The organism is Streptomyces sp. O3 (genome assembly GCF_054788135.1).
On sequence record NZ_JBTVYK010000023.1, the window covers coordinates 1 to 24,167 of the forward strand.

General features: G+C 72.5%; 21 protein-coding genes. 20 read left to right on the forward strand and 1 reads right to left on the reverse strand.

From position 1 onward, the window contains the following. The first annotated feature begins 82 nt into the window (after positions 1 to 82). The 17 genes from ACX6XY_RS13610 (at position 83) to ACX6XY_RS13690 (ending at position 17,150) form a co-directional block, all read left to right on the forward strand. Entirely contained in the window at positions 83 to 1,045 is a 963-nt protein-coding gene (locus ACX6XY_RS13610; protein WP_460329798.1) for a hypothetical protein, read from the forward strand. Between the two features lie 100 nt (positions 1,046 to 1,145). Further along, positions 1,146 to 2,615 (forward strand): FAD-dependent monooxygenase, encoded by a 1,470-nt coding sequence (locus tag ACX6XY_RS13615; RefSeq protein WP_460329800.1) that lies wholly within the window; start codon positions 1,146 to 1,148, stop codon positions 2,613 to 2,615. Between the two features lie 23 nt (positions 2,616 to 2,638). Beyond that, entirely contained in the window at positions 2,639 to 2,968 is a 330-nt protein-coding gene (locus ACX6XY_RS13620; RefSeq protein WP_460329802.1) for a TcmI family type II polyketide cyclase, read from the forward strand. Then, the gene (locus tag ACX6XY_RS13625) at positions 2,965 to 4,236 is read left to right on the forward strand and encodes a beta-ketoacyl-[acyl-carrier-protein] synthase family protein (RefSeq protein WP_460329804.1); all 1,272 of its coding nucleotides are present in this window, start codon (positions 2,965 to 2,967) and stop codon (positions 4,234 to 4,236) included. The genes ACX6XY_RS13620 and ACX6XY_RS13625 overlap by 4 nt, the downstream gene beginning before the upstream one ends. Further along, positions 4,233 to 5,453 (forward strand): ketosynthase chain-length factor, encoded by a 1,221-nt coding sequence (locus ACX6XY_RS13630; protein ID WP_460329807.1) that lies wholly within the window; start codon positions 4,233 to 4,235, stop codon positions 5,451 to 5,453. Before ACX6XY_RS13625 ends, ACX6XY_RS13630 begins: the two co-directional genes overlap by 4 nt. 61 nt (positions 5,454 to 5,514) lie before the next feature. Further along, positions 5,515 to 5,787: an acyl carrier protein gene (locus tag ACX6XY_RS13635; protein WP_460329809.1), complete on the forward strand. Its 273-nt coding sequence runs from the start codon at positions 5,515 to 5,517 to the stop codon at positions 5,785 to 5,787. A 136-nt stretch (positions 5,788 to 5,923) separates the two neighbouring features. Continuing rightward, a complete protein-coding gene (fabG, locus tag ACX6XY_RS13640) occupies positions 5,924 to 6,709 on the forward strand; it encodes a 3-oxoacyl-ACP reductase FabG (RefSeq protein WP_460329811.1) in 786 nt (261 codons plus the stop codon). A 37-nt stretch (positions 6,710 to 6,746) separates the two neighbouring features. Then, positions 6,747 to 7,691: an aromatase/cyclase gene (locus ACX6XY_RS13645; protein ID WP_460329813.1), complete on the forward strand. Its 945-nt coding sequence runs from the start codon at positions 6,747 to 6,749 to the stop codon at positions 7,689 to 7,691. A gap of 3 nt (positions 7,692 to 7,694) precedes the next feature. Next, the gene (locus tag ACX6XY_RS13650) at positions 7,695 to 10,055 is read left to right on the forward strand and encodes an SDR family oxidoreductase (protein WP_460329815.1); all 2,361 of its coding nucleotides are present in this window, start codon (positions 7,695 to 7,697) and stop codon (positions 10,053 to 10,055) included. A gap of 4 nt (positions 10,056 to 10,059) precedes the next feature. Then, positions 10,060 to 11,529 (forward strand): MFS transporter, encoded by a 1,470-nt coding sequence (locus ACX6XY_RS13655; RefSeq protein ID WP_460329817.1) that lies wholly within the window; start codon positions 10,060 to 10,062, stop codon positions 11,527 to 11,529. A gap of 66 nt (positions 11,530 to 11,595) precedes the next feature. Then, positions 11,596 to 12,048 carry an acyl carrier protein gene (locus ACX6XY_RS13660; RefSeq protein WP_460329819.1) on the forward strand — a complete coding sequence of 151 codons (453 nt, stop codon included), beginning with the start codon at positions 11,596 to 11,598 and terminating at the stop codon, positions 12,046 to 12,048. Next, positions 12,045 to 12,854 carry a 4'-phosphopantetheinyl transferase family protein gene (locus ACX6XY_RS13665; protein ID WP_460329822.1) on the forward strand — a complete coding sequence of 270 codons (810 nt, stop codon included), beginning with the start codon at positions 12,045 to 12,047 and terminating at the stop codon, positions 12,852 to 12,854. Before ACX6XY_RS13660 ends, ACX6XY_RS13665 begins: the two co-directional genes overlap by 4 nt. A 7-nt stretch (positions 12,855 to 12,861) precedes the next feature. Then, a complete protein-coding gene (locus ACX6XY_RS13670; protein ID WP_460329824.1) occupies positions 12,862 to 14,511 on the forward strand; it encodes an acyl-CoA carboxylase subunit beta in 1,650 nt (549 codons plus the stop codon). Continuing rightward, positions 14,508 to 14,744: an acyl-CoA carboxylase subunit epsilon gene (locus tag ACX6XY_RS13675; protein WP_460329826.1), complete on the forward strand. Its 237-nt coding sequence runs from the start codon at positions 14,508 to 14,510 to the stop codon at positions 14,742 to 14,744. Before ACX6XY_RS13670 ends, ACX6XY_RS13675 begins: the two co-directional genes overlap by 4 nt. Positions 14,745 to 14,795: 51 nt before the next feature. Beyond that, positions 14,796 to 15,458 carry a nuclear transport factor 2 family protein gene (locus tag ACX6XY_RS13680; RefSeq protein ID WP_460329828.1) on the forward strand — a complete coding sequence of 221 codons (663 nt, stop codon included), beginning with the start codon at positions 14,796 to 14,798 and terminating at the stop codon, positions 15,456 to 15,458. Positions 15,459 to 15,494: 36 nt separating this feature from the next. After that, positions 15,495 to 15,809: an acyl carrier protein gene (locus ACX6XY_RS13685; RefSeq protein ID WP_460329830.1), complete on the forward strand. Its 315-nt coding sequence runs from the start codon at positions 15,495 to 15,497 to the stop codon at positions 15,807 to 15,809. A 45-nt stretch (positions 15,810 to 15,854) separates the two neighbouring features. Further along, the gene (locus ACX6XY_RS13690) at positions 15,855 to 17,150 is read left to right on the forward strand and encodes a cation:proton antiporter domain-containing protein (RefSeq protein ID WP_460329832.1); all 1,296 of its coding nucleotides are present in this window, start codon (positions 15,855 to 15,857) and stop codon (positions 17,148 to 17,150) included. A 61-nt stretch (positions 17,151 to 17,211) separates the two neighbouring features. Here the strand turns inward: ACX6XY_RS13690 and ACX6XY_RS13695 are convergent, their stop codons facing one another. Then, on the reverse strand, positions 17,212 to 19,167 hold the full coding sequence (locus tag ACX6XY_RS13695; protein ID WP_460329834.1) for an ABC1 kinase family protein: 1,956 nt from the start codon (positions 19,165 to 19,167) through the stop codon (positions 17,212 to 17,214). A 183-nt stretch (positions 19,168 to 19,350) separates the two neighbouring features. On the opposite strand from ACX6XY_RS13695, the gene ACX6XY_RS13700 reads away from it, so the two are divergent. From ACX6XY_RS13700 to ACX6XY_RS13710, 3 genes are all read left to right on the forward strand, one after another. Beyond that, positions 19,351 to 20,919: a peptide MFS transporter gene (locus ACX6XY_RS13700; protein ID WP_460329836.1), complete on the forward strand. Its 1,569-nt coding sequence runs from the start codon at positions 19,351 to 19,353 to the stop codon at positions 20,917 to 20,919. A 207-nt stretch (positions 20,920 to 21,126) separates the two neighbouring features. After that, positions 21,127 to 22,578 carry a multicopper oxidase family protein gene (locus tag ACX6XY_RS13705; protein WP_460329838.1) on the forward strand — a complete coding sequence of 484 codons (1,452 nt, stop codon included), beginning with the start codon at positions 21,127 to 21,129 and terminating at the stop codon, positions 22,576 to 22,578. A 261-nt stretch (positions 22,579 to 22,839) separates the two neighbouring features. Then, a complete protein-coding gene (locus ACX6XY_RS13710; protein WP_460329966.1) occupies positions 22,840 to 24,090 on the forward strand; it encodes a 3-deoxy-7-phosphoheptulonate synthase in 1,251 nt (416 codons plus the stop codon). Positions 24,091 to 24,167: the final 77 nt, after the last annotated feature.

The window sequence follows — 24,167 nt, forward strand, 5'->3', positions numbered from 1 at the left end:
GCACCGTCAAGGGCCTGACCGCCGAGATCGGCGCCTCCCTCACCTCCGGCGCCACGATCTGCGACATCAAGGACTGATTCCGTTGGCAGCACTCACCTACACCGACGCCGTGAGCGAGGCACTCCAGCGACTGCGCGGCGTGGGTTTCGAGCACGGCGGGTCCTTCGTGAACCACGCGCCGATGGCCGCGGAGGCGCTGGCGCACATGGGGTACGCCGACGAGGTGCCCGGCTGGGTCGACCACAATCTGCGCGCCCGGCAGTACCACGACGTCCCCGAGCGCCGCTGGGACATCGACCCGGCCGACGAGGCGGACTGGCGTGGCGCGCTCGGGAGCTTCTCCCGCGTCGCCGACTGGACCGCCCTGTTCGAGCGGGAGCTGGCCGGGGCGCCGTGGACCGAGGTGCTGGCCCGCTGGTGGCCCCGGCTGCTTCCCGGCATGTCGGGGATGCTGACGCACGGAGTGATCCGCACGGCGCACGCGGTGCGGGCCGTCGCCGCGGCAGGCGAGGAGCACACACTGCAACTCGCCGAGCTGGCGCAGGGGCTGGGCTACTGGGCCGCACGGCACTCCACCGGCGGGGTGCGCGTCGACGACGGGCCCGCGCCGGCCGTGCCGCGAGGGAGCGACGGACGCGAACCGGTCGCCCGAGCGCTGGACGACCTGGTCGCCGAGTACTCCGGGATCTACGCCACCGTCGCCCAGCGGCATCCGATCCCGCTGATCCACGCGGTCACCGGGCCGGCCGCCGTACGGCTGGTCATCGCGCACCTGCCCGAGGAACAGCGGCTGCCGTCGTACCAGACGGCCCGAGCCGTCAGCCGCACGATGCTCGACTGGTTCCACATCACGCCCCGGCCGACGGCGCCGCTGCCCGAGGCGCGGGGCGTGGCCGAGGTGTTCGCCCGAGCCGTCGAGATCGGCGACGAGCACGCCATCAAGCTCGCGGAGGTCGCGGTGCGGCACGAGGCGCTGGCCCCCGATCCGCGGCACGCCGCCGCCGCCCACGCGGCGAACGTGGGGATCGGCCGCTTCTCCCGCTGAAGTGCCCGCCGGTTCCTGAGGTTTCCGGGCTTTCCCCCCTCATGTCCTTTTCCGCTCATGTCCTTTCCCGCCCGGGCGGCGGGCTGTCCCGAGGAGTGTCATGGACACGCAAGTAATCATCGTGGGCGCCGGACCGGCCGGGATGATGCTGGCCGGCGAGCTGCGGCTCGCGGGCGTCGACGTCATCGTGCTGGAGAAGCTGGCCGCGCGCACCGGGGAGTCACGCGGCCTCGGCTTCACCGCCCGCACCATGGAGGTCTTCGACCAGCGGGGACTGCTCCCCCGGTTCGGCGACATCGAGGTCAGCAACATGGGCCACTTCGGCGGCCTGCCGGTCGACTTCGGCGTGCTCGACGGAGCCCACCAGGCCGCCAAGACCATTCCGCAGTCGGTCACCGAGACGGTCCTGGAGGAGTGGTCGACGCAGCTCGGCGCGGACATCCGCCGCCGCCACGAGGTGCTGTCCGTCAAGGAGAAGGAGGACAGCGTCGAGGTCGAGGCGCGCGGACCCGACGGGACGCACCGGCTGCGCGCCGAGTACCTCGTCGGCTGCGACGGCGGCCGGTCCACCATCCGCAAGGCCGCCGGGTTCGACTTCCCCGGCACGGCGGCCACGCTGGAGATGTTCCTCGCCGACGTCAAGGGCATCCAGCTGGAGCCCCGGATGATCGGCGAGACACTGCCCGGCGGCATGGTGATGGTCGGCCCGCTGCCCGGCGGGATCACCCGGCTGATCGTGTGCGAGCGGGGCACCCCGCCGCAGCGCCGGGAGACCCCGCCGACCTGGGAGGAGGTCGCCGCCGCCTGGCAGCGGCTGACCGGCGACGACATCTCGCACGCCGAGCCGGTGTGGGTGTCCTCGTTCGGCGACGCGACCCGGCAGGTCTCCGACTACCGACAGGGCCGGGTCTTCCTGGCCGGTGACTCCGCGCACATCCACCTGCCGGCCGGCGGGCAGGGCATGAACACCAGCATCCAGGACTCCGTCAACCTGGGCTGGAAGCTCGGCGCGGTGGTCCGGGGCCGAGCGCCTCAGACACTGCTCGACACCTACCACGCCGAGCGGCACCCGGTCGGCAAGCGACTGCTGATGAACACCCAGGCCCAGGGGCTGCTGTTCCTGTCCGGACCCGAGGTGCAGCCGCTGCGCGACGTGCTGTCCGAGCTGATCGAGTTCCCGGAGGTCAGCCGGCACTTCGCGGCGATGGTGTCGGGCCTGGAGATCCGCTACGACCTCGACGGCGGCACCCACCCGCTGCTCGGCCGCAGGCTCCCCGACGTCAGGCTGACCGGGCACCGCCTGGTCTCCTCCAGCACCGAGGCGCTGCACGCGGGCCGCGGCGTACTCCTCGACCTCGCGGACAACGCGCGGCTACGCGACCGCGCCTGGGCCTGGCAGGACCGCGTCGACCTCGTCACGGCCCGGCCCGACCTGCCCGAGGGCAGCGACCTCGCGGATACCACGGCCGTCCTCGTCCGCCCCGACGGCTATGTCGCCTGGGCGGCTCCGGGCAGCCATGCGGACCTCTCAATGGCCCTGGAGCGCTGGTTCGGCCCGGCCCGCTCGTGAACGTACCGCTGAATGGAGAGATCATGCACAGCACCTTGATCGTCGCCCGGATGGATCCGGGCCACGGCCCCGAGGTGGCCCGGATGTTCCAGGAGTTCGACGACACCGAGATGCCGCACCGGATGGGCACCCGTCGCCGTCAGCTCTTCGCCTACCGCGGCCTGTACTTCCACCTGCAGGACTTCGACACCGACAACGGCGGCGAACTGATCGAGGCCGCCAAGACCGACCCGCGCTTCATGCGGATCAGCGAGGACCTCAAGCCGTTCATCGAGGCCTACGACCCCGCGACCTGGCGGTCCCCCGCGGACGCGGTCGCCACGCGGTTCTATCACTGGGGGGGCCGGGAGTGAGCGCGCGGCGAGTCGTCATCACGGGGGTCGGCGTCACGGCCCCCGGCGGTGTCGGAACCAAGAACTTCTGGAACCTGCTCAGCGAGGGGCGCACCGCCACTCGCGGCATCACCTTCTTCGACCCCTCCTCCTTCCGCTCCCGCGTCGCCGCGGAAGTGGACTTCGACCCGGAGGAGCACGGTCTCGGCCCGCAGGAGACCCGCCGGATGGACCGCGCGGCCCAGCTCGCCGTGGTCACCGCGCGGGAGGCGCTCGCCGACAGCGGCCTGGACCTGACCGGCGCGGACCCGCACCGGGTCGGCGTCACCATCGGCAGCGCGGTCGGCGCCACCATGGGCCTGGACCAGGAGTACCGCGTCGTCAGCGACGGCGGCCGACTGGACCTGGTGGACCACTCCTACGCCGTACCGCATCTCTACGACTACCTGGTGCCCAGCTCCTTCGCCGCCGAGGTGGCCTGGGCGGTGGGCGCCGAGGGCCCCGCGACCGTGGTCTCCACCGGCTGCACCTCGGGCCTGGACTCGGTCGGCCACGCGGCCGAACTGATCCGCGAGGGCTCGGCCTGCGCGGTGGTGGCGGGCGCGACCGACGCCCCGATCTCCCCGATCACCCTGGCCTGCTTCGACGCCATCAAGGCCACCACCCCGCGCAACGACGACCCCGAGCACGCCTCGCGCCCCTTCGACGGCACCCGCAACGGCTTCGTCCTCGGCGAGGGATCCGCGGTGTTCGTCCTGGAGGAGCTGGAATCGGCCCGCAGGCGAGGCGCCCGTATCTACGCCGAGATCGCCGGCTACGCCTCGCGCTGCAACGCCTTCCACATGACGGGCCTGCGCCCGGACGGCGCGGAGATGGCCGAGGCCATCACGGTCGCCCTGGACGAGGCCCGGATGAACCCGGACGCCATCGACTACATCAACGCGCACGGCTCCGGCACCAAGCAGAACGACCGGCACGAGACGGCCGCGTTCAAGAAGAGCCTGGGCGAGCACGCCTACCGCACGCCGGTGTCCTCCATCAAGTCGATGGTCGGGCACTCGCTGGGCGCGATCGGCTCCGTCGAGATCGCCGCCTCAGTCCTCGCCATGGAGCACAGCGTGGTGCCCCCGACGGCCAACCTGCACACCCCGGACCCGGAGTGCGACCTGGACTATGTGCCCCTGACGGCCCGTGAGCACCGCACGGACGCGGTGCTGACCGTCGGCAGCGGCTTCGGCGGCTTCCAGAGCGCCATGGTGCTCGCCCGACCGGAGAGGAGCACGGCATGAGCACGGCCACCCCGCGGACCGTGGTGACGGGGCTCGGCGTCGCGGCCCCCAACGGTCTGGGCGCGGCGGACTACTGGGCGGCCACCCGCTCCGGTAAGAGCGGCATCGCCCGCGTCACCCGCTTCGACCCGTCCGGCTACCCGGCCAAGCTGGCCGGCCAGGTGCCCGGATTCACCGCCGAAGACCATCTGCCGAACCGGCTGCTCGCCCAGACCGACCACATGACCCGGCTCGCCCTCGTGGCCACCGACTGGGCGCTGGCCGACGCGGACGTGGCGCCCGCCGAACTGCCCGAGTACGACATGGGCGTGGTCACCGCCAGTTCCTCGGGCGGCTTCGAGTTCGGCCAGGGCGAGCTGCGGAAACTGTGGAGCCAGGGCAGCCAGTTCGTCTCCGCCTACCAGTCCTTCGCCTGGTTCTACGCCGTCAACAGCGGCCAGATCTCCATCCGCAACGGGATGAAGGGCCCGAGCGGAGTGCTCGTCTCCGACCAGGCGGGCGGGCTGGACGCGCTGGCCCACGCCCGCCGCCAGATCCGCAAGGGCACCCAGCTCATCGTCTCCGGGTCGATCGACGCCTCGATCTGCCCCTGGGGCTGGGCGGCCCAGCTGGCCAGCGGCCGGCTGGCCACGTCCGACGAGCCCGACCGGGCCTATCTGCCCTTCGACGCCGCGGCGGCCGGGCACGTACCCGGCGAGGGCGGCGCCATCCTCATCCTCGAATCGGAGGAGGCCGCGGCCCGCCGCGGCACCCGGGCGTACGGCGAGATCGCCGGCTACGGCTCGACCTTCGACCCCGCGCCCGGCACCGGACGCCCGCCCGGACTGCGCAAAGCGATCGAACTCGCCCTCGCCGACGCGGGCGTGGACGCCGGCGACGTCGATGTGGTCTTCGCCGACGCGGCGGCCGTGCCCGAACTCGACCGGGCCGAAGCCGACGCGCTGAACGACGTGTTCGGACCGCACGGCGTGCCCGTCACCGCACCCAAGACGATGACCGGACGCCTCTACTCGGGCGCCGCCCCCCTCGACGTGGCGACGGCCCTGCTCGCCATCCGGGACGGCGTCGTGCCGACCACCACCAACGTGGACGCCGACGGCTCCTACGACCTGGACCTGGTCACCGGTCAGCCGCGCGGCATGGAGGTCCGCACCGCCCTGGTCCTGGCCCGCGGCCACGCAGGCTTCAACTCGGCCCTCGTCGTCCGCACGCCCTGACCCGCCCCGCGCCCCGGAACGCGTCCGGGGCGCGGATCCCATCAGACGGAAAGGACCCACCGTGGCCACTCAGCCCTTCACCCTCGACGACCTCAAGCGAATCCTCCTGGCGGCAGCCGGGGCCGACGAGAACGTCGACCTCGACGGCGACATCCTCGACACCGACTTCGAGGAACTCAGCTACGAGTCGCTGGCCATCCTGGAGACCTGCGGCCGGATCGAGCGGGACTACGGGATATCGCTCGACGACACCGTGGTGACCGAGGCCAGGACGCCCCGCGCCCTGCTGGAGCTGGTCAACGCCCAGCTGACCGAGGTCGCCGCCGCGGCCTGATCCGCACCCCGCACCCCGCCCCGCGCACCAGCCGCCGGCGCCCGCCCCGAGCCGGGCGCCGGCGGCCCGTCGTCCGGGCCCCTCCCAGCCCAGCCGCAGACACACGGCCACAAGCGCCTACGAAGGAGCACCAGACATGTCCGACAAGCAGCAGCGGGTCGCCCTCGTCTCCGGGGCCACCAGCGGAATCGGCCTCGCGGTGGCGCGGTTGCTGGCCGAGCAAGGCCACCGGGTCTTCATCGGCTCCCGCGACCCCGACAACGTCGCCAGGACCGTCAAGGAGCTGCAAGCCGAGGGCCTGGAGGCCGACGGCACCACCCTCGACGTGCGCTCGGCGCTGTCGATCGAGAACTTCGTCCAGGCCGCCGTGGACCGCTACGGCACCGTCGACGTCCTGGTCAACAACGCGGGCCGGTCCGGCGGCGGCGTCACCGCCGACCTCGAGGACGAACTCTGGTACGACGTCGTCGAGACCAACCTCAACAGCGTCTTCCGGCTCACCCGCGCCGTCCTCACCACCGGCGGCATGCGCCACAAGGACCGCGGCCGGATCATCAACATCGCCTCCACCGCCGGCAAGCAGGGCGTGGTACTCGGCGCCCCGTACTCCGCCTCCAAGCACGGAGTCGTCGGCTTCACCAAGGCGCTGGGCAACGAACTCGCCCCCACCGGCATCACCGTCAACGCGGTCTGCCCCGGCTATGTCGAGACCCCGATGGCCCAGCGGGTACGCGCCGGGTACGCCGCCGCGTACGACACCACCGAGGACGCCATCCGCGACAAGTTCACGGCGAAGATCCCCCTCAGCCGCTACTCCACGCCCGAAGAGGTCGCCGGGCTCGTCGGCTACCTCGCCTCCGACACCGCCGCGTCCATCACCGCACAGGCCCTCAACGTCTGCGGCGGCCTCGGCAACTTCTGATCCCGCCGCCACCGCGCACCCTCCGAGGAGTTCACACATGTCCGCATCCGAGCTGCGGGAAGTCGAGCACGAGATCACGGTCTCGGCCCCGGCCGCCGAGGTCTACCGGCTGATCGCCGACGTGGCGAACTGGCCGCGGATCTTCCCGCCGACCATCTACGTCGACCACCTGGAGCGCTCCGGAGACGAGGAACTGATCCGGATCTGGGCGACGGCCAACGGCGAGGCCAAGAACTGGACCTCGCGCCGCGTCCTGGACCCCGAAGGCCTCAGGATCACCTTCCGGCAGCAGGTCTCCACCCCGCCGGTCGCGAGCATGGGCGGGACCTGGATCGCCGAGCCGCTCGACGAGCACACCTCGCGCGTGAGGCTGCTGCACGACTACACAGCCGTCGACGACGACCCCGCGGGCCTGGCCTGGATCGACGAGGCCGTGGACCGCAACTCCCGCTCGGAGCTCGCGGCCCTGAAGACCAACGTCGAACTCGCCGCCGGCTCCGCGGAACTCACCTTCTCCTTCGAGGACACGATCGAGGTCGCCGGGTCCGCCAAGGACCTCTACGACTTCGTCAACGAGGCCGGTCTGTGGTCCGAGCGGCTGCCGCACGTGGCGACCGTACGGCTCACCGAGGACACCCCCGGCCTGCAGACCCTGGAGATGGACACCCGCGCCAAGGACGGCTCCACCCACACCACGAAGTCGTACCGGGTGTGCCTGGAGGGCGAGAAGATCGCCTACAAGCAGACCACTCTGCCGGGCCTGATGAGCCTGCACACCGGCTACTGGACCTTCCGCGAGACGGAGACCGGCAGCACCGCCTCCTCGCAGCACACCGTCGTGCTCCGCCCCGAGAACATCCAGAAGTTCCTCGGGCCCGACGCGGGCGTGGCCGAGGCCAAGGAGTACGTACGCACCGCGCTGAGCACCAACAGCCGTGCCACCCTGGGCCACGCGAAGGACTACGCCGAAGCGGGGCGCTGACCCATGGCCGGCGCCGACGCTGTCGATACGCACGTCGTCGTGGTCGGCGCCGGACCCGTCGGGCTGATGCTCGCCGGGGAACTGCGGCTCGGCGGCGCCGATGTGACCGTACTGGAGCGGCTGGACGCCCCGACGACCGAGTCGCGGGCGTCCACGCTGCACGCGCGGACCATGGAGATCCTTGAGCAGCGCGGGCTGCTCGACGGGCCCGGCGGCTTCGGCGACCCCCCGCCGCCGCGCGAGCCGAAGGGGCACTTCGGCGGTCTCCCGATGGACCTCACGCTGGCGAGTTCCCACCCCGGCCAGTGGAAGGTGCCGCAGGTGCGCACCGAGGAGGCACTCGGCGCCTGGGCGGACCGGCTCGGGGCGCGGGTGCTGCGCGGCCACGAGGTCGTGTCCCTGACGCAACACCAGGACCATGTGGAGCTGGTGGCCGAGCACGCGGGGAAGCGGGCGGTGTTCACCGCCCGGTACGCCGTCGGCTGTGACGGCGAGCAGTCGGCCGTACGGCGGCTGGCGGGCATCGACTTCCCCGGCGGCGACGCGGAACGGGAGCTGATCCGCGCCGATGTCGAGGGCATCGACATACCGGCACGGCGTTTCCAGCGGCTGCCGAAGGGGCTGGCGATCGCCGCCCGGCGCGCCGACGGCGTCACCCGTGTGATGGTCCACCGGTTCGGCGACCCGCCGCGCGGCGCGAGCGAGGCGGACTTCGCGGACATCACGGCGGCCTGGCGGGAGGTCACCGGCGAGGACATCAGCGGGGGCACCCCGCTGTGGGTCAACTCCTTCGGCGACGCGTCCCGGCAGGCCGTCCGCTACCGCGACCGGCGGGTGCTGCTCGCCGGCGACGCGGCGCACCAGCAGATGCCGATCGGCGGCCAGGCGCTCAACCTCGGCCTCCAGGACGCGGTCAACCTGGGCTGGAAACTGGCGGCGACGGTGCGCGGGCGCGCCCCCGACGGGCTGCTGGACACCTACCACGAGGAACGGCACACGGTCGGACGCCGGGTGCTGTCCCACATCCGGGCGCAGGCCCGGCTGCTGCTGGGCGGGCCCGAGGTGGAGGCCCTGCGCTCGGTGGTCGGCGAGCTGACGTCGTACGAGCGGGTGCGGGCGCATCTGGCCGGGACGATCAGCGGGCTGGATGTGCGGTACGGGGCGGGAGAAGGACCGGAGCTGGTGGGGGCGCGACTGCCCGAGGTGCGACTGGACTCGGGTACGACCGCCTCGCGACTGCTGCGGGACGCACGGGGTCTGCTGCTCGTGACGGCCCGCGACGAGGCACTGCGCGGGCGCGTCGCCCGGTCGGCCCGGCCCTGGTCCGGTGTCGTCGACACGGTGACGGCACGCCCCGCCGACGACGGCCCCCTGCGGGACCTGGCCGCCGTCCTCGTCCGCCCGGACGGCTATGTCGCCTGGGCGGGCGGCTCGCCGGACGGCCTTGAGGCGGCGCTCGCCCGCTGGTTCGCCCCCGACGAGCCAGCCGAGCGCCAGGCACCCGCCCCCGCCGACCGGCCACGCGCCGCCACGGACCACCGCGCCACACAGCACCGCGTCCCGCACCACCACGTCAGCACACACAACGGCTGGAGAAAGCACATGGGTAACCTGACCGGGAAGACCGCGCTCGTGACGGGCGCCAGCCGGGGCATGGGCCGGGCCACCGCCGAGCGGCTCGCACGGGACGGCGCGCTCGTCGCCGTGCACTACGGCACCAGCGAGGAGGCGGCGGCCGAGGTCGTCGCCGGGATCGAGAAGGACGGCGGGCGGGCGTTCGCCGTACGGGCCGAACTCGGCACGGCAGGCGATGTGCACGAGCTTTTCCTCGCACTGGAGGAGGGCCTGAAGGAGCGCACCGGCTCCACCGAGCTGAACATCCTGGTCAACAACGCCGGTGTGATGGGCGGGGTCAAGCCGGAGGACACCACGCCGGAGCAGTTCGACCGGATCGTCGCGGTGAACGCCAAGGCGCCGTTCTTCATCATCCAGCGGGCGCTCGCCAACATGCCCGACGGCGGGCGGATCGTGAACACCTCCTCGGGGCTGACCCGGTTCGCCAACCCCGACGAGGTCGCGTACGCGATGAGCAAGGGCGCCGTCGAGCAGCTCGCGCTGCACTTCGCCAAGGCGCTCGGCCCGCGGGGCATCACCGTCAACAGCGTCGCGCCGGGCATCACCCGGAACGGCAACCCGCTGTTCGACGTTCCCGAGGCCGTCGAGGCCATGGCCGCGCTGTCCACGTTCAACCGGGTCGGGGAGCCGCAGGACGTCGCCGACGTCATCGCCTTCCTGGTCTCCGACGACGCCCGCTGGATCACCGGTTCCTTCGTGGACGCCAGCGGCGGCACCCTCCTGGGATGACGCCGTGACCAGGACGCTTCCGACGCAGGTGGCCGACACCGCGAGCGGGCGGTGGAGCCTTCGGCTGTGGGGACTGCTGCTCGTCCTCGCCGGGAACATGCTCATCGACGCGCTCGAGGTGTCCGTGGCGGTCGTGGCGCTGCCCGCGATCGCCACGGACCTCGGGCTGCCGCTGACCGGCGCGCACTGGGCGATGACGGGCTTCGCCATCGGCTTCGGCGGGCTGATGCTCTTCGGCACCCGGCTGGTGAGCCTGCTCGGGCGACGCCGGGTCTATCTGGCGGCGCTCATCGGGTTCGCCGCGACCTCCGTGCTGAGCGCGCTCGCCCAGGAGCCGGGGCTGCTCGTCGCCACCCGGCTGGTCAAAGGTTTCTGCGCGGCCCTGACCGCGCCCACCGGGCTCGCCATCATCTCCACCGCCTTCCCGGAAGGACGCCCCCGCGCGCGTGCGGTGTCCGTCTACACCCTCTTCGGGGCCGGCGGCTTCACCGCGGGCCTGCTGCTGTCCGGCTGGCTGACCGCCTACTCCTGGCGGCTGGCCTTCGCCTTCACGGCTCCGGCGGTCCTGCTGCTCTTCGTCTTCGGACTGCGGCTCATCCCCGGCGAGGAGAGCACGGCGGGGAGCGCGCCCCCGGCCGCGCCCCGCCGCTTCGACGTCGCGGGCGCCGTCACCTTCGCGGGCGCGCTGCTCGCCCTCGTGTACGGCGTCAGCGCGCTGCCCGGACACGGCTGGGGCGACCCGCGGGCCGTCGGCGGCCTGGCCGCGGCGGCTGTGCTGTTCGGGCTGTTCTGGGCCGTGGAACGCGCCGCGGCCGAGCCGCTGGTGCGCGTCCGGCTGCTGCGCAGCGGGGCGCTGAGCCGCTCGGCGCTCGGCGCGGCCTGCTTCAACGGCTCCTATCTCGGGCTGCTGTTCGTGCTGATGTACCAGATGCAGACGGTCGCCGGCTGGTCGCCGCTGGCGTCCGCGGCGGCCCTCGTGCCCGCCGCGCTCCCGCCCGCGCTGACCGCGCTCAGCTCCGGTCGCATGGTCGCCCGGTTCGGCGCCCGCCGTCTCATCCCGGCCGGCGCCGCCTGCGCCTTCGCCGGCTACCTGCTGCAACTGGGCCCGTCCTGGCCGCTCGACTATCCGGGCCGGGTGCTGCCGACGCTCCTGCTGGTGGGGGCGGGCTTCGTGCTGTCCTTCGCCGCGCTGAACACCCAGGCCACGTCGGAGCTTCAGCCCGCCGACCGCGCTGCGGGCAGCGGGCTGTACCAGACGGCCGTCCAGGTGGCCGCGGCCGTCGTGGTCGCGCTCGTCGCCGCGCTGCTCGCCGGGGCGGACCCCGGCGCCGGCCCGGTCGCGGCGGTCGACGCCTGCCGACCCGCCCTGACGCTGGTGGCCGTACTCGGCGGGCTCGGACTCCTCGTCGGGCTCACCGGACTCACCCGGTCCGCCGCCATCGCCGCGGACGGCCCCTCCGTACCACGCACGTGATCCCCGTTCCTCCCTTTGTTCCCCTCCTTCTCTTCCCCTTACTCCCACTCCACGACGGGCACGATCATGGACCAGACGACGAAGAACTGGATCTTCGATGACCTGGACGAACTCGACGATCTGGACTACGAGTTCGAGCGCGACCAGGTCGTCGAGGTGGTCCCGCCGAGCCTCGCGCACCTGGCCTCCTGCGACCTGGCCGAGCGCACCCGGCTCATCGACGCGTACGTACGGGCCGAACTAGCCCGAGTGCTGCGCGTGTCGCCGGACACCATCGACACCGCGGGCCGTCCGATGAACAGCCTGGGCATCGGGTCGATCACCGGCCTCGAACTCCAGCAGCGGATGGAGGCCGCCCTGAAGGTCGACGTCAATCTCAACCGGCTGCTGCGCGCCAACAGCGCCGCCGAGCTCGTCGCCTGTCTGGCCGGTCAGCTCGGCCCGGAGGACGACGGCCCGCACACCTACGCCGGACAGGGTGGCCACCTGGTCTCGCACGACGTCCCGAGCGCGACGTGATCGGGGAGTTGCTCGTCGACGAGGAGCGCGGGACCGCCGCTCCGCGGCCGCCCGCACACGGGCGGCTCGATGTGTGGCTGGTGCGCCGCCCCCGGCTGGAGACGGCGGCCGAACTGCTGGACCTCTCCGAGCTGAGCGACGCGGAACGCCGGCGCACCGCCTCCTTCGTGCGCCCCGCGGACGCGGTCACCTACGCGTCCGCCCATGTCGCGCTGCGCCGGCTGCTCGGCGCTTATCTGGGGCTGCCCGCACGGGACGTGCCGTTCGTGCGGGAGCCCTGCCCCGAGTGCGTCGAGCCGCACGGCCGGCCGGCCGTCGCCCACCCCGACCCGCCGCTGCACTTCTCCCTGGCGCACAGCCACGGCATGGCCGTCGTGGCCGTCTCGCACACCGTCGTCGGCGTCGACGTGGAGCGGCTGCCGCGGGCCGAGACCGTCGAGGTGTGCGCTCCCTCGCTGCACGCGGGGGAGCAGACGGAGCTGCGGGGCCTGGCCACCGAGGAGCGGCGTGCGGTCTTCGGGCGGATGTGGACCCGTAAGGAGGCGTATCTCAAGGCGCTGGGCACCGGTCTGTCCCGCGACCCGGCCAAGGACTACCTGGGGTCCGATCCGCGCCGTCGGCCGGGCGGCTGGACACTGCTGGACCTGCACTGCGGCCCCCGGCACAACGCGGCCGTCGCCGTGCGCGGCGGGACGCCGGAGCGGGTCGCTGTGCGCTGGCTGCCGCCCGCCGGGCTGTACGCCGGCGGGACGGTGGACCTGGACGCCGACGGCACGACCATCCGAGCATCGGACGAGGGAGCGTGACTCACCCATGTCGATCGAGCAACAGACCGAACCAAAAGCCGATCATGTCGACCACGTCGATCATAGGGCTGACCGGCCGACTCCGCGCGAACGCGAGCACCGCGGCCAGTGGTCCGCCGCGGAGCGCGCCGAGGAACTCAGCCTGATCAAGCAGGCCGCCCGGCACGGCGATCCGCTGGCCACCCGACGCCAGCACGGCAAGGGCAAGCTCACCGCCCACGAACGGATCGAACTACTGCTCGACGAGGGCTCGTTCACCGAGGTCGAGATGTTGCGCCGACACCGGGCCACCGGCTTCGGACTGGAGGCCAAACGCCCCTACACCGACGGTGTGATCACCGGCTGGGGCACGGTCCACGGCCGTACCGTCTTCGTGTACGCGCATGACTTCCGCATCTTCGGCGGCGCCCTCGGCGAGGCCCACGCCCAGAAGATCCACAAGATCATGGACATGGCCATGGCGGCCGGCGCGCCGCTGGTGTCCCTCAACGACGGCGCGGGCGCCCGTATCCAGGAGGGCGTCTCCGCGCTCGCCGGCTACGGCGGGATCTTCCAGCGCAACACCCGAGCGTCCGGCGTCATTCCGCAGATCAGCGTGATGCTCGGGCCGTGCGCGGGCGGCGCCGCCTACTCGCCGGCCCTGACCGACTTCGTCTTCATGGTCCGCGACATCGCGCAGATGTTCATCACCGGCCCCGACGTGGTCAAGGCGGTGACGGGGGAGGAGATCAGCCAGAACGACCTCGGCGGCGCGGACGTGCACGCCACCACCTCCGGCGTCGCCCACTTCGCCTACGACGATGTGCGCACCTGTATGGAGGACGTACGCCACCTGCTGTCCCTGCTGCCGTCCAACAACCGCGACCTGCCGCCCAAGGACCCCGGCTCGGACCCGGCCGACCGGCGCACCGACCGGCTGCTGGAACTCGTCCCCGAGGACCCCAGCCGGATCTACGACATCCGCGCCGTCATCGAGGAGATCGTCGACGACGGCGACTACTTCGAGGTCCACCCGGACTGGGCGGCGAATGTGGTGTGCGTGCTGTCCCGGCTCGACGGCGAGGTGGTCGGCATCGTCGCCAACCAACCCGCGGCCTTCGCCGGGGTCCTGGACATCGACGCCAGCGAAAAGGCGGCGCGGTTCGTGCAGTTCTGCGACGCCTTCAACATTCCGCTGGTCACGCTGATCGACGTGCCCGGCTTCCTGCCGGGCGTGGACCAGGAGCACAACGGGATCATCCGGCGCGGCGCCAAACTCCTGTACGCGTACTGCAACGCCACCGTGCCGCGCGTCTCCCTGGTGCTGCGCAAGGCCTACGGCGGCGCGTACATCGTGATGGACTCGCGCTCCATCGGCACCGACCTGGCGCTGGCCTGGCCGTCCAACGAGATCGCGGTCATGGGCGCCGAGGGCGCGGCGAACGTCGTCTTCCGCCGGGAGATCGCCGCCGCGGACGACCCGGAGGCCGTCCGGTCGCAGAAGATCAAGGAGTACCAGGCGGAGCTGATGCATCCGTACTACGCGGCCGAGCGCGGTCTCATCGACGACGTGATCGACCCGCGGGACACCCGCAGCGCACTCGTCCGCGCGCTGGCGATGCTGCGCAGCAAGCAGGCCGACCTGCCGTGCCGCAAGCACGGCAACCCGCCGCAGTGAGCGGGGCCGACGGCGCGGGCGAGGCCCTGGTCATCCGGGTCGTGAAGGGCCAGGCCGACCCCGCCGAGATCGCCGCGCTGACCAGTGTGCTGCTCGCCCGCGCCGCCGCGCTCGCCGCGGCGGGCCCCGGCCTGCAGGAGCAGCAGCCCACCGCCCCCTGGCGTCGCCCGGAGCGCGTCCTGCGGCATCGCGACCCCCGCGGCTGGCGTATCGCGGGCAGCCGCGGGGCGTAGGCGTCGCTGGAGTCACGCACCGGACTCTCCCCAGAAACGGAGCCTCCCCCCATGACCTCCCCGCCCGCTGAACGCACCGCCACCGGCTCGGAGACCGTCACCGGTCTGGACACTGCCACCGGTCTGGACACCGTCACCGGTCCGGACATCGCCACCGGTCTGGACACCGTCACCGTCGCGCGGGACGAACTCGACGCCCTGCGCGCCCAGGTCCGCCTTCTCGCCGACCGGGCCGAGATCTCCGAACTGATAGACCGGTACATCACCTTGCTCGACACCCAGGACGACCACGGCTTCGAGGACACTTGGCCCCGCGCGGTCTTCACCGAGGACTGCCGCCTGGAGTTCCCCGTCGGCACGGTCGAGGGACTCGACAAGACCGCCGCGTTCCACTTCGACCGGAAGTCGCGCTTCGCCCGCACCCACCATCTGGCCTCCAACTACGGCATTCAGACGGACGGTGACACGGCCCGCGTCCGCATCCACCTCGTCGCCTCGCATGTGCACCACGACGACGGCCCCGATCCGGGCGGCCGCTTCGACATCGGCGGCTACAGCGAGGGGGAGGCGGTGCGCACCCCGGCCGGCTGGCGGATCCGCCGCTGGCGGTTCCACCTGATGTGGTCGGACGGGGCCGGACCGCGTCCGGGCCCCGACGCCCGCGCGCTGCGCGGCTCCCAGCCCCGCCCCCGCACGCGCCCCTGGCGCCCCTGACGGCCGGTCCACACACGCTCGACGAAGGGATGAGACATGTCAGGAACCCCAGCCACCCTCGACCCCGGTACGTTGCGTGACACACACGGCGATGCCCGCCTGCGGCTCCTTGAGACGTTCCTGTGCCGCCACCTGGCGAGCAGCCTCGACATTCCGCCGGCCCACCGGATCTCCCAGAGTCGGCCGCTGTACACCCAGGGGATCGACTCGCTGACCGCGCTGGTCCTCCAGCGCCGCCTGGAGTCCGTGCTCCAGATCCCCGTTCCGGCCCACCACCTGCTGCAAGAGCAGACGGTCGGCGAACTGGTCGCCACGCTCAGCGAGCTGATCGACCGGAACCGTGCCGCGTAGCCGTTCCGGCCTCGAACCCGCTGCCCGGACACAAGGGAGAACGGCATGCCCCACGCGGAGTGGATCACTGTGACGGCCGTCGGCTGCCTCGCCCTGATCTTCGCCGTCACCACCGCGTTCGTCCTGGTGCTGCGGCGCTTCGGGCAGCCCGCTGTGATCGGCGAGATCACGGCGGGCATCTGCCTAGGGCCGAGTGTGCTCGGGCTGCTGCCCGGCGGCCTGCCCGAGCGGATCTTCCCGACGGAGGTACGCCCGCACCTGGGCGTCGTCGCCCAGATCGGTCTGCTGCTGTTCATGTTCGTCATCGGCTGGGAGTTCGACGGCCGTGCCCTCAAGGGCCGGTTCCGGTCCGCCGGCGCCATCTGGATCAGCGCTCTGACGCTGTCCATGGCGCTCGGCGTCGGGCTCGCCGCGCTCCTGTACGGCACGCACGGCGTCGCCGCGGGCCGCGGCGTGCCGTTCGCCGGGTTCGCGCTGTTCCTCGGCGCGGCCATGTCCATCACCGCCTTCCCCGTGCTGGCCCGCATCATCGCCGAGCACCGGCTGCAGTACACCCGAGTGGGGGCGCTCGCGCTGTGCCTCGCGGCCGCCGACGACGTACTCGCCTGGTGCCTGCTCGCGGTCGTGGTCGCCCTCGCGGCCGCCGGCGGCGCGGGCGGCTTCGTCTCGGTGCTGGCCTGGTCCGCCGGCTATCTCGCGGTGATGATCTGGGGCGTACGGCCGCTGCTCGCCGCGGCGTTCCGGCGGCTGCCGGACGCCCTGAGGCCCTACGCGGCGATCCTGGCGGCCGCCGGGGCCTTCGGCTCGGCGTTCGCCACCTCGTACATCGGCATCCACGCCCTCTTCGGCGCGTTCGTGTTCGGCATGGTGATGCCCCGCGACAGTGGGCTGGTCCGGTTGGCGCTGCCGCCTCTCGAACACGTCGGCAAGCTGCTGCTCCCGGTGTTCTTCGTCCTCACCGGGCTCTCGGTGGACCTCACCTCGCTCTCCGGCGACAGCGTCCTGGTCCTGCTCGCCGTCATCGCGGCGGCCTGCCTCGGCAAGCTCGGCGCGGTGGCCGTCTCGGCCCGCGCCACAGGCCTGGCCTGGCGTGACGCCACCACGCTCGGAGTGCTGATGAACACCCGAGGCCTGACCGAACTGGTGTTGCTGAACGTCGGGTTGAGCCTGGGCCTGATCAGTGTGCAGCTCTACAGCTCGCTGGTGGTGATGGCTCTGGTGACCACCGCCATGGCGGCGCCGCTGCTCACCCGGCTGCTCGCCGCACCGCCCGGCGAGCCGCCCCCCTCCACGCCCCGCCGCGGGTCCCAGAGCACCGTGGTGGCCTCCGGCGGACCGTGAGCCGCCCCGGCGCGGCTGCCCCGGCGCGGCCCGCGGGACCGGCCGTGCGGGACCGGCCCGCTCAGGGCATCGGCCTGGTGAGGACGTGCAGGGTGCGGAGCACCACCGCGGCGGACAGGACGAGCAGGTGGTAGCCGAGCAGGCCGTACAGGGTCAGGGTGTCGGTGACGTCCGGGCCGCCTTCGGTGCCGAGCAGCTGGACGCCCAGGACGCCGAAGAAGATGCCGAGGCCGGTCAGGACGACGCGGCTGAGCAGTTCGCCGATGACGCGGCGCTCGCGCGGGTCCGAGAGGAGGCGTACGTTCACGGCGAGCCGTCCCTCCTCCAGAGCGCCGCCGATCCGGTCGATGCGCCGGGGGAGGCGCCGGAGCACCGGCAGCAGGGTCAGCAGCTCGTCGCGCGCGGCGTCCCGTACGGTGTCGGGCTCCAGCTGGCGCGCGAACCGGGTCGAGGCGTACGAGCGCGATGCGGCCAGGATGTCGAAACCGGCCGACATCCGGCCGAGCGTGCCCTCCATGGTGGCCAGCGCGCGGAACACCGCCGCGATCTCGGGCGGGATCGCCAGCCGGAAGTCGGCCACGAGCCGGAACAGGTCGGTGAACATCCGCACGTCGGGAGTCGAGCCGCGGCCGAGGTGGCGGCCGCTGAACTGGCCGAGCGCCCGCTGGAGCCGCTGTTCGTCCACGTCCTCGGGACGGTCGGTCACCTCTAGCAGGGCGTCGCGCAGCGCGGCCGGGTCGCCGCTGTCCACGGCGAGGAACAGCTCGGCCATCGCGGAGCGCAGGCCGCCGTCCAGACGGCCCACCGAGCCGAAGTCGAGCAGTGCGGGCCGCCCGTCGGGCGACAGCAGGATGTTCCCCGGATGCGGGTCCGCGTGGAAGACGCCGTCGTACATGATCTGGTCGAGGAGCGCGGTGAGCAGCGTCCGCGCCAGGTCCGCGCCCTGTTCGGGGCTGTCCGGGCGGGCCTGGCCCAGGGGGGTGCCGTCGATGCGGTCCATGACCAGGACCTGTTCGCCGCTGAGCTGCTCGTGCGGGGCGGGCAGGATGACGCTGTCGTCGCGGCGGGCCTCGGCGGCCTTGCGTACGGCCGTCAGATTACGCGCCTCCACCTGGAAGTCCAGTTCCTCGCGCAGCGCCACGGCGAAGCCGTCGGCCAGGTCGGTCAGGCCGAGGGTACGGCCCCACTCGGTGCGGTTCTCCAAGGTGCGGGCCAGCCGGGCGACGATGTCCAGGTCGCGCTCGACGGTCTCGCGGATGCCGGGGCGGCGCACCTTGACGATGACCCGCGTGCCGTCGCGCAGCTCGGCGGCGTGCGCCTGGGCGACGGACGCGGCGGCGAGCGGCTCGCGGTCGAACGCGGCGAACACCTCGTGCGGCGGCGCGCCGAGACTCGCCGTCAGCACGGTCTCGACCTGCGGCCAGGGCACCGGCGGCACCCGGTCCTGGAGCTCGCTGAGCTCGGTGATGTACGCCTCGGGCAGCAAGTCGCGGCGGGTGGACATCAGCTGACCCAGTTTCACGAACGTGGTGCCGCCCGCCTGGAGCGCCTCGCGCAGCTCGCGGGCGAGCTGGGTGTGCCGGGTGTACGGGGTGTGCGGGGTGGGCGAGACGCGTCCGGGGCCGCCGCTTCTGGCCCGGCCGGTGACGTACGGGCCCAGGCCGTGCCGTCCGAGGATCGACACGATCTGGGAGTAGCGGCGGGCGCGGGCTATCCGGCCCCGCACCGCACGCGCCCAGGCCAGCGGGCGGACCCGGACCGAGGGCACCAGCATGTCGAGGACGAACAGGCAGACCATCGCGGTGAGCAGTCCGACGCCGAGCATCAGCGAGAGCAGCACCGGACCGTTTCCGGAGCTCTGCAGCTGGGGGCCGATCAGCGTGCCCGACACCGAGACGCCGACCAGCGCGGCGAGCAGTACCCGCAGGACACCGGCGTCCATGCCGAGCAGTCGTCGTCCGAGCAGCGCGGGAAGAACGATGATGACGAAAGCGCCGATAACCCCTACAAGCCACATAATCCCGCAGGATAGTGAAGTCCGGTGTCAGGGGAGCGGGTTGCCCTCGAAGGTTACTTGAGGCGCTGGAGTGCGCCCTGAGCGCCTCTCGGATTCTTGAGCGCTTCTTGAGCTGTCGTCGAACGTGCGGTGTGAGCCTCCCCGTGCTCTGAGCCCAGCCCCTCGACGTCCCACGGAGAAGCCATGGCCGTCCCGACGCGACCGCCCACCGCCGCCGCCGACCAGCCGCCCGTCGACCCGCCCGTGACCACCGCCCCGCACACGGACGGCCCTGGCCCCGGACCCGGACCCGGTCCCGCTGGTGGCAGGCGACCCGGCCTGCTGGGGCGCCCGCGCTGGTTCACCACTCTGTTCGCCACGGACGTCTGGGAGCGGTTCAGCTTCTACGGGATGACCGCGATCCTCGTCCTGTACGCGACGGAGGACACCAGCCAGGGCGGGCTCGGCATGGCGTCGGGCGACGCCGCGCTGCTGTACGGCCTGTATATGGCCTCGGTGTTCCTGGCCTCCGTGCCCGGCGGCTGGCTCGGCGACCGGGTGCTCGGCGCCCGCCGCGCCGTGCTGTACGGCGGCGTACTGATCGCCGCCGGGCATGTGTCGATGGCGGTGCCCGTCGCCGGGGCCCTGTATCCCGGACTGGCCCTGATCGCCCTCGGCACCGGCCTGCTCAAGCCCAATATGGCCAGCTTGCTCAGCGCGTTCTACGACCGCGACGACCGGGCGGGGCGCGACGCGGGCTTCGCGGTGTTCTATATGAGCGTCCAGGTCAGCGCCCTGGTCGCGCCGATCGTGGTGGGCGTGCTCGGCGAGGCGGTCAACTGGCACATCGGCTTCGGCGCGGCCGCCGTCGGCATGGGCCTCGGCCTCGTCCAGTACGTGCGCGGCACCCGGCACTTCGGCGGCGTCGGCAGCGCGCCCGAGCGGTCCGCCACGCCCGTCGAGCGCGGGCGGGTGACCCGCGGCACCCTCGCCGCGCTCGCCGTGGTGGTCGTGGTGTACGGCGTCGACGCCGCGCTCGGGACCTTCCAGATCGTCCATCTGATGATGCTGGTAGGGCTGTTGTGCGTGGTGCTGCCGGTGGTCTGCTTCTGGCGGCTGCTGCGGAATCCCGTGCTGACCGCGGCCGAGCGGCTGCGGGTGCGGACCTATATCTGGCTGTTCTTCGCCTCGGCCGTGTTCTGGGCGCTGTTCCTGCAAGGGGGTTCGGCCTTCGCGCTGTTCGCCAAGCACGCGACCGACCGCGAGGTGCTGGGGCAGACCGTGCCCGCCAGCTGGTTCCAGGCGGCGATCCCGCTGTTTGTGCTGGTGGTCGCGCCGCTGTGCGCCTGGCTGTGGAACCGCGCGGGCGACCGGGTGCCGACGGCGGTCAAGTATGCGGTCGGCATGGGCGCCACCGCCGCCGCCTACCTGCTGATGGCCGTCGCCGCGACCCTCGCGGCCGACGGCGGGCGGGTCTCGCCGCTGTGGCTGCTGGGCTCGTTCCTGCTGCTGGCCGCCGGTGAGGTCGCGTTCGCGCCGGTGGGCATGAGCGCCACCACCGCGATCGCCCCGGCCACCTTCGTCAGCCAGATGGTGGCCCTGTTCTGGCTGGCCGGAGCGCTCGGCGGCGGCGTCGGCGGCAACGCCCTGAAGGTCTCGGGCGACCAAGTGCCCGGATCCGGCTACTTCCTGGCGCTGGGGGCCGTCGCGCTGGCCACCGGCGTGGCCCTGCTGCTGGGCCGCCAGGCCCTGACCCGCCGCCTGGGCGTCTGAGACCGGCTCACACGCGTCAGGCCGTACGAGTCACGCGTCGGATCGTACCCGTCGGACCGCACGAGTCGGACCGCATGAGTCGGACCGTACGTGTCAGACCGCACGAGTCAGACACGAGGCACAGATGTTGCACTCGGCCTGCGCCACCACCGCTTTTCCCGCCAATACCCGGCGCGTATCAGTCACATATCAGTAGTAGGAGGAACGATGGTCACCCGACGCCGCGTGCTCGGCACAGGACTCGCCGCCACGGGTGTGGGGCTCAGCGGGGCCTCGCTGCTGCCCGTACTGCACACCCAGCGCGCCGCCGCGCAACCCGCATCGAGCCAGGCCGCGGCGGTGCCGCGGTTCGAGGTGCCGATGCCCGTGGTGCCGGTGCTCGACCCGGTCTCCACCTGGGGCGGCATCGACCTGTACGAGGTCACCATGCGAACCGCGCGCAAGGAGATCCTGCCGGGCCTGCAGACCGAACTGCGCACCTTCGACGGGCAGTTCCCCGGCCCGACCATCAAGGCCCGCCGAGGTCGGCCCGTCATCGTCCACCAGAACAACCACCTGGACGTGGACACCTCCGTGCACCTGCACGGCGGCGAGGTGCCCCCGAACCACGACGGCGCCCCGATGGACACCATCGCGCCCGGCGACGACCGCTTCTACGTGTACCCCAACACGCAGCCGCACGCCTCGCTCTGGTACCACGACCACGCCCACCACCTGGAGTCCGAGAACGTCTACCGCGGACTGCACGGCAGCTATCTGCTCACCGACGACGAGGAGGAGGCGCTGCCGCTGCCCAAGGACGAATACGACGTCCTGATCGGGATACGTGACGCGCACTTCAACACCGACACCGGCGAACTCATCTACCAACAGGGCGACCGGGCCCGCACCACCCTGCTCGTCAACGGCGCGCCCTACCCGTACTTCCAGGTCGCCGCCCGCTCCTACCGGCTGCGCCTGGCGAACCACTCCAACATGTGCTTCTTCGAGCTGCGGCTGGAAGACGACAGCGACATGGTGCAGATCGGCTCCGACGGCGGACTCCTGGAGCGCCCGCACACCACCAAGTCGGTCTATCTGTCCTCCGGTGAACGCGCCGACGTCGTCATCGACTTCTCCCGCTACCCGGTGGGCACCAAGCTCGTCCTGAAGAACACCGGCTTCGGCCCCGTCGAGGACATCGGCGAGGTGCTGCGGTTCGACGTGGTGCGCACCGCCGAGGACGACAGCTCCGTGCCGTCCGTCCTGCGCACCCTGCCGCGGCTGCCCGAGCCCACCGCCGAACGCAGCGTCACGCTGCGGATGGACGAGGACGGGCGCGACAACCCGAAGGCGTACGTGGACGAGAAGGTGTACGACCACGAGCGGGTCGACGCGCGCGTCCGCTTCGGCGCCAGCGAGGTCTGGACGGTCACCAACGCCAACAAGTTCGTGCCGCACAACTTCCATATGCACCTGGTGCAGTTCCGGGTTCTGGAGCGCAACGGGGAGGCGCCGGGGCCCAGCGAGCAGGGCCTGAACGACACGGTGCGGCTGATGCCCGGCGACACGATCAAGGTCCAGGCCACCTTCGACACATACAAGGGCGCGTATGTGTACCACTGCCACATGCTCGACCACTCGGCCATGGGCATGATGGCGACGATGAAGATCGTCTGACCTCGGAGCGTCTCGGCGGCGAGTGCAGGGGGCGGGCGCACCGCGACACGGGGGTGCGCCCGCCCCTCCGCGCGCCTGGGCCGACCCGCCGGGCGGGGCGGGTCGGCCCAGGCGCGCGGATCCCTCGGGCGGGAGGTCTGGCCTCGGCGTTTCGAGCCGGTCTTGAGCAAGTTTCACGCGCCTCGACCGAGCCTGATCATGCCCTTTGGCTACCCCTTCGCCTACCGTCCGCTGACGGCTGCCGACCCGAGCGAGGCCACCATGACGCCCCCCGCCCGCACCGCCGCCCAGTCGGCCCTGCTGCCCGCCGACCCGAGGCCCGACGCCTGGCGCGCCCAGCCAGCCGCGCAACAGCCCGACTGGCCCGACCCCGTCGCGCTGCGCGCCGTCGCCGACGAACTGACCGTCCGGCCGCCGCTGGTGACCGCTCGGGAGTGCGACCGGCTGCGCGCCCGCCTCGCGGCCGTCGCCCGCGGCGAAGCGTTCCTGCTCCAGGGCGGCGACTGCGCCGAGACCTTCGACGCCGTCACCGCCGACCAGCTCGACGGCAAGCTCCGTACCCTCGGCGAGATGGCCGACGTGCTGGCCGCGGGCCTCCGGCGGCCGGTCGTCACCGTCGGCCGGATCGCTGGCCAGTACGCCAAGCCCCGCTCGCGGGACACCGAGACCCACGGAACGGTCACCCTGCCCGCGTACCGCGGCGACGCCGTCAACGGCCGCGCCTTCACGGCGGCCGCCCGCACCCCCGACCCTCGACGCCTCGGCCGCGTCTACGACGCGTCGGCCGCCACCTTGAACTTCCTGCGCTCGCGCGCCGCGAGCGGCGGCGGCCCCGGACCCGACGGCCGTGACGAGGAGCTGTTCACCAGCCACGAGGCGCTGATCCTGGAGTACGAGAGCGCCCTGGCCCGGCTCGACGACCGCACCGGCGGGCTGTACGCCACCTCCGGGCACCTGCTCTGGATCGGCGAGCGCACCCGCCAGCTCGACGGCGCGCACGTCGATTTCGCCCGCCAGGTGCGCAACCCGGTCGGCGTCAAGATCGGCCCGACCGCGACGCCCGACGAGGTGCTCGCGCTCGTCGACCGGCTCGACCCACACCGCGAGCCGGGCCGCCTCACCCTCGTCGCCCGGATGGGCGCGGCCGCCGTACGCGAGGTGCTGCCGCCCCTGGTAGAGCGGGTCACCGCGGCCGGGGTGCGGCCCGTGTGGGTCTGCGACCCCATGCACGGCAACACGGTCCGGGCCGCCAGCGGGCACAAGACCCGCCATGTCGACGCCGTACTCGACGAGATCGACGGCTTCTTCGCGGTCCACCGCGAGCTGGGCAGCCACCCCGGCGGCGTCCATCTCGAACTCACCGGCAGCGCCGTCACCGAGTGCGTCGGCGGTCGCGTCGCCCCGGTCGCCGACGCCGATCTCGCGCTGCGGTACGAGACCGCCTGCGACCCGCGCCTCAACCGTGACCAGTCCCTGGAAGTGGCCCGGCACCTGGCGCGGTCGGCGGCGTAGGAGCCGGCGGCGTAGGAGCCGGCGGCGTAGGAGCCGGCGGTGTAGGAGTCAGCGGCGTAAGAGCCGGCGGCGTAGGA

What these genes read in the sequence shown, in the direction of transcription:
- fabG (WP_460329811.1), top strand. Translation starts at nt 5,924, where the DNA reads ATGTCCGACAAGCAGCAGCGGGTCGCCCTCGTCTCCGGGGCCACCAGC.
- ACX6XY_RS13620 (WP_460329802.1), top strand. Translation starts at nt 2,639, where the DNA reads ATGCACAGCACCTTGATCGTCGCCCGGATGGATCCGGGCCACGGCCCC.
- ACX6XY_RS13660 (WP_460329819.1), top strand. Translation starts at nt 11,596, where the DNA reads ATGGACCAGACGACGAAGAACTGGATCTTCGATGACCTGGACGAACTC.
- ACX6XY_RS13670 (WP_460329824.1), top strand. Translation starts at nt 12,862, where the DNA reads ATGTCGATCGAGCAACAGACCGAACCAAAAGCCGATCATGTCGACCAC.
- ACX6XY_RS13680 (WP_460329828.1), top strand. Translation starts at nt 14,796, where the DNA reads ATGACCTCCCCGCCCGCTGAACGCACCGCCACCGGCTCGGAGACCGTC.
- ACX6XY_RS13690 (WP_460329832.1), top strand. Translation starts at nt 15,855, where the DNA reads ATGCCCCACGCGGAGTGGATCACTGTGACGGCCGTCGGCTGCCTCGCC.
- ACX6XY_RS13695 (WP_460329834.1), bottom strand. Translation starts at nt 19,167, where the DNA reads ATGTGGCTTGTAGGGGTTATCGGCGCTTTCGTCATCATCGTTCTTCCC.
- ACX6XY_RS13685 (WP_460329830.1), top strand. Translation starts at nt 15,495, where the DNA reads ATGTCAGGAACCCCAGCCACCCTCGACCCCGGTACGTTGCGTGACACA.
- ACX6XY_RS13615 (WP_460329800.1), top strand. Translation starts at nt 1,146, where the DNA reads ATGGACACGCAAGTAATCATCGTGGGCGCCGGACCGGCCGGGATGATG.
- ACX6XY_RS13630 (WP_460329807.1), top strand. Translation starts at nt 4,233, where the DNA reads ATGAGCACGGCCACCCCGCGGACCGTGGTGACGGGGCTCGGCGTCGCG.
- ACX6XY_RS13710 (WP_460329966.1), top strand. Translation starts at nt 22,840, where the DNA reads ATGACGCCCCCCGCCCGCACCGCCGCCCAGTCGGCCCTGCTGCCCGCC.
- ACX6XY_RS13650 (WP_460329815.1), top strand. Translation starts at nt 7,695, where the DNA reads ATGGCCGGCGCCGACGCTGTCGATACGCACGTCGTCGTGGTCGGCGCC.
- ACX6XY_RS13645 (WP_460329813.1), top strand. Translation starts at nt 6,747, where the DNA reads ATGTCCGCATCCGAGCTGCGGGAAGTCGAGCACGAGATCACGGTCTCG.
- ACX6XY_RS13705 (WP_460329838.1), top strand. Translation starts at nt 21,127, where the DNA reads ATGGTCACCCGACGCCGCGTGCTCGGCACAGGACTCGCCGCCACGGGT.
- ACX6XY_RS13700 (WP_460329836.1), top strand. Translation starts at nt 19,351, where the DNA reads ATGGCCGTCCCGACGCGACCGCCCACCGCCGCCGCCGACCAGCCGCCC.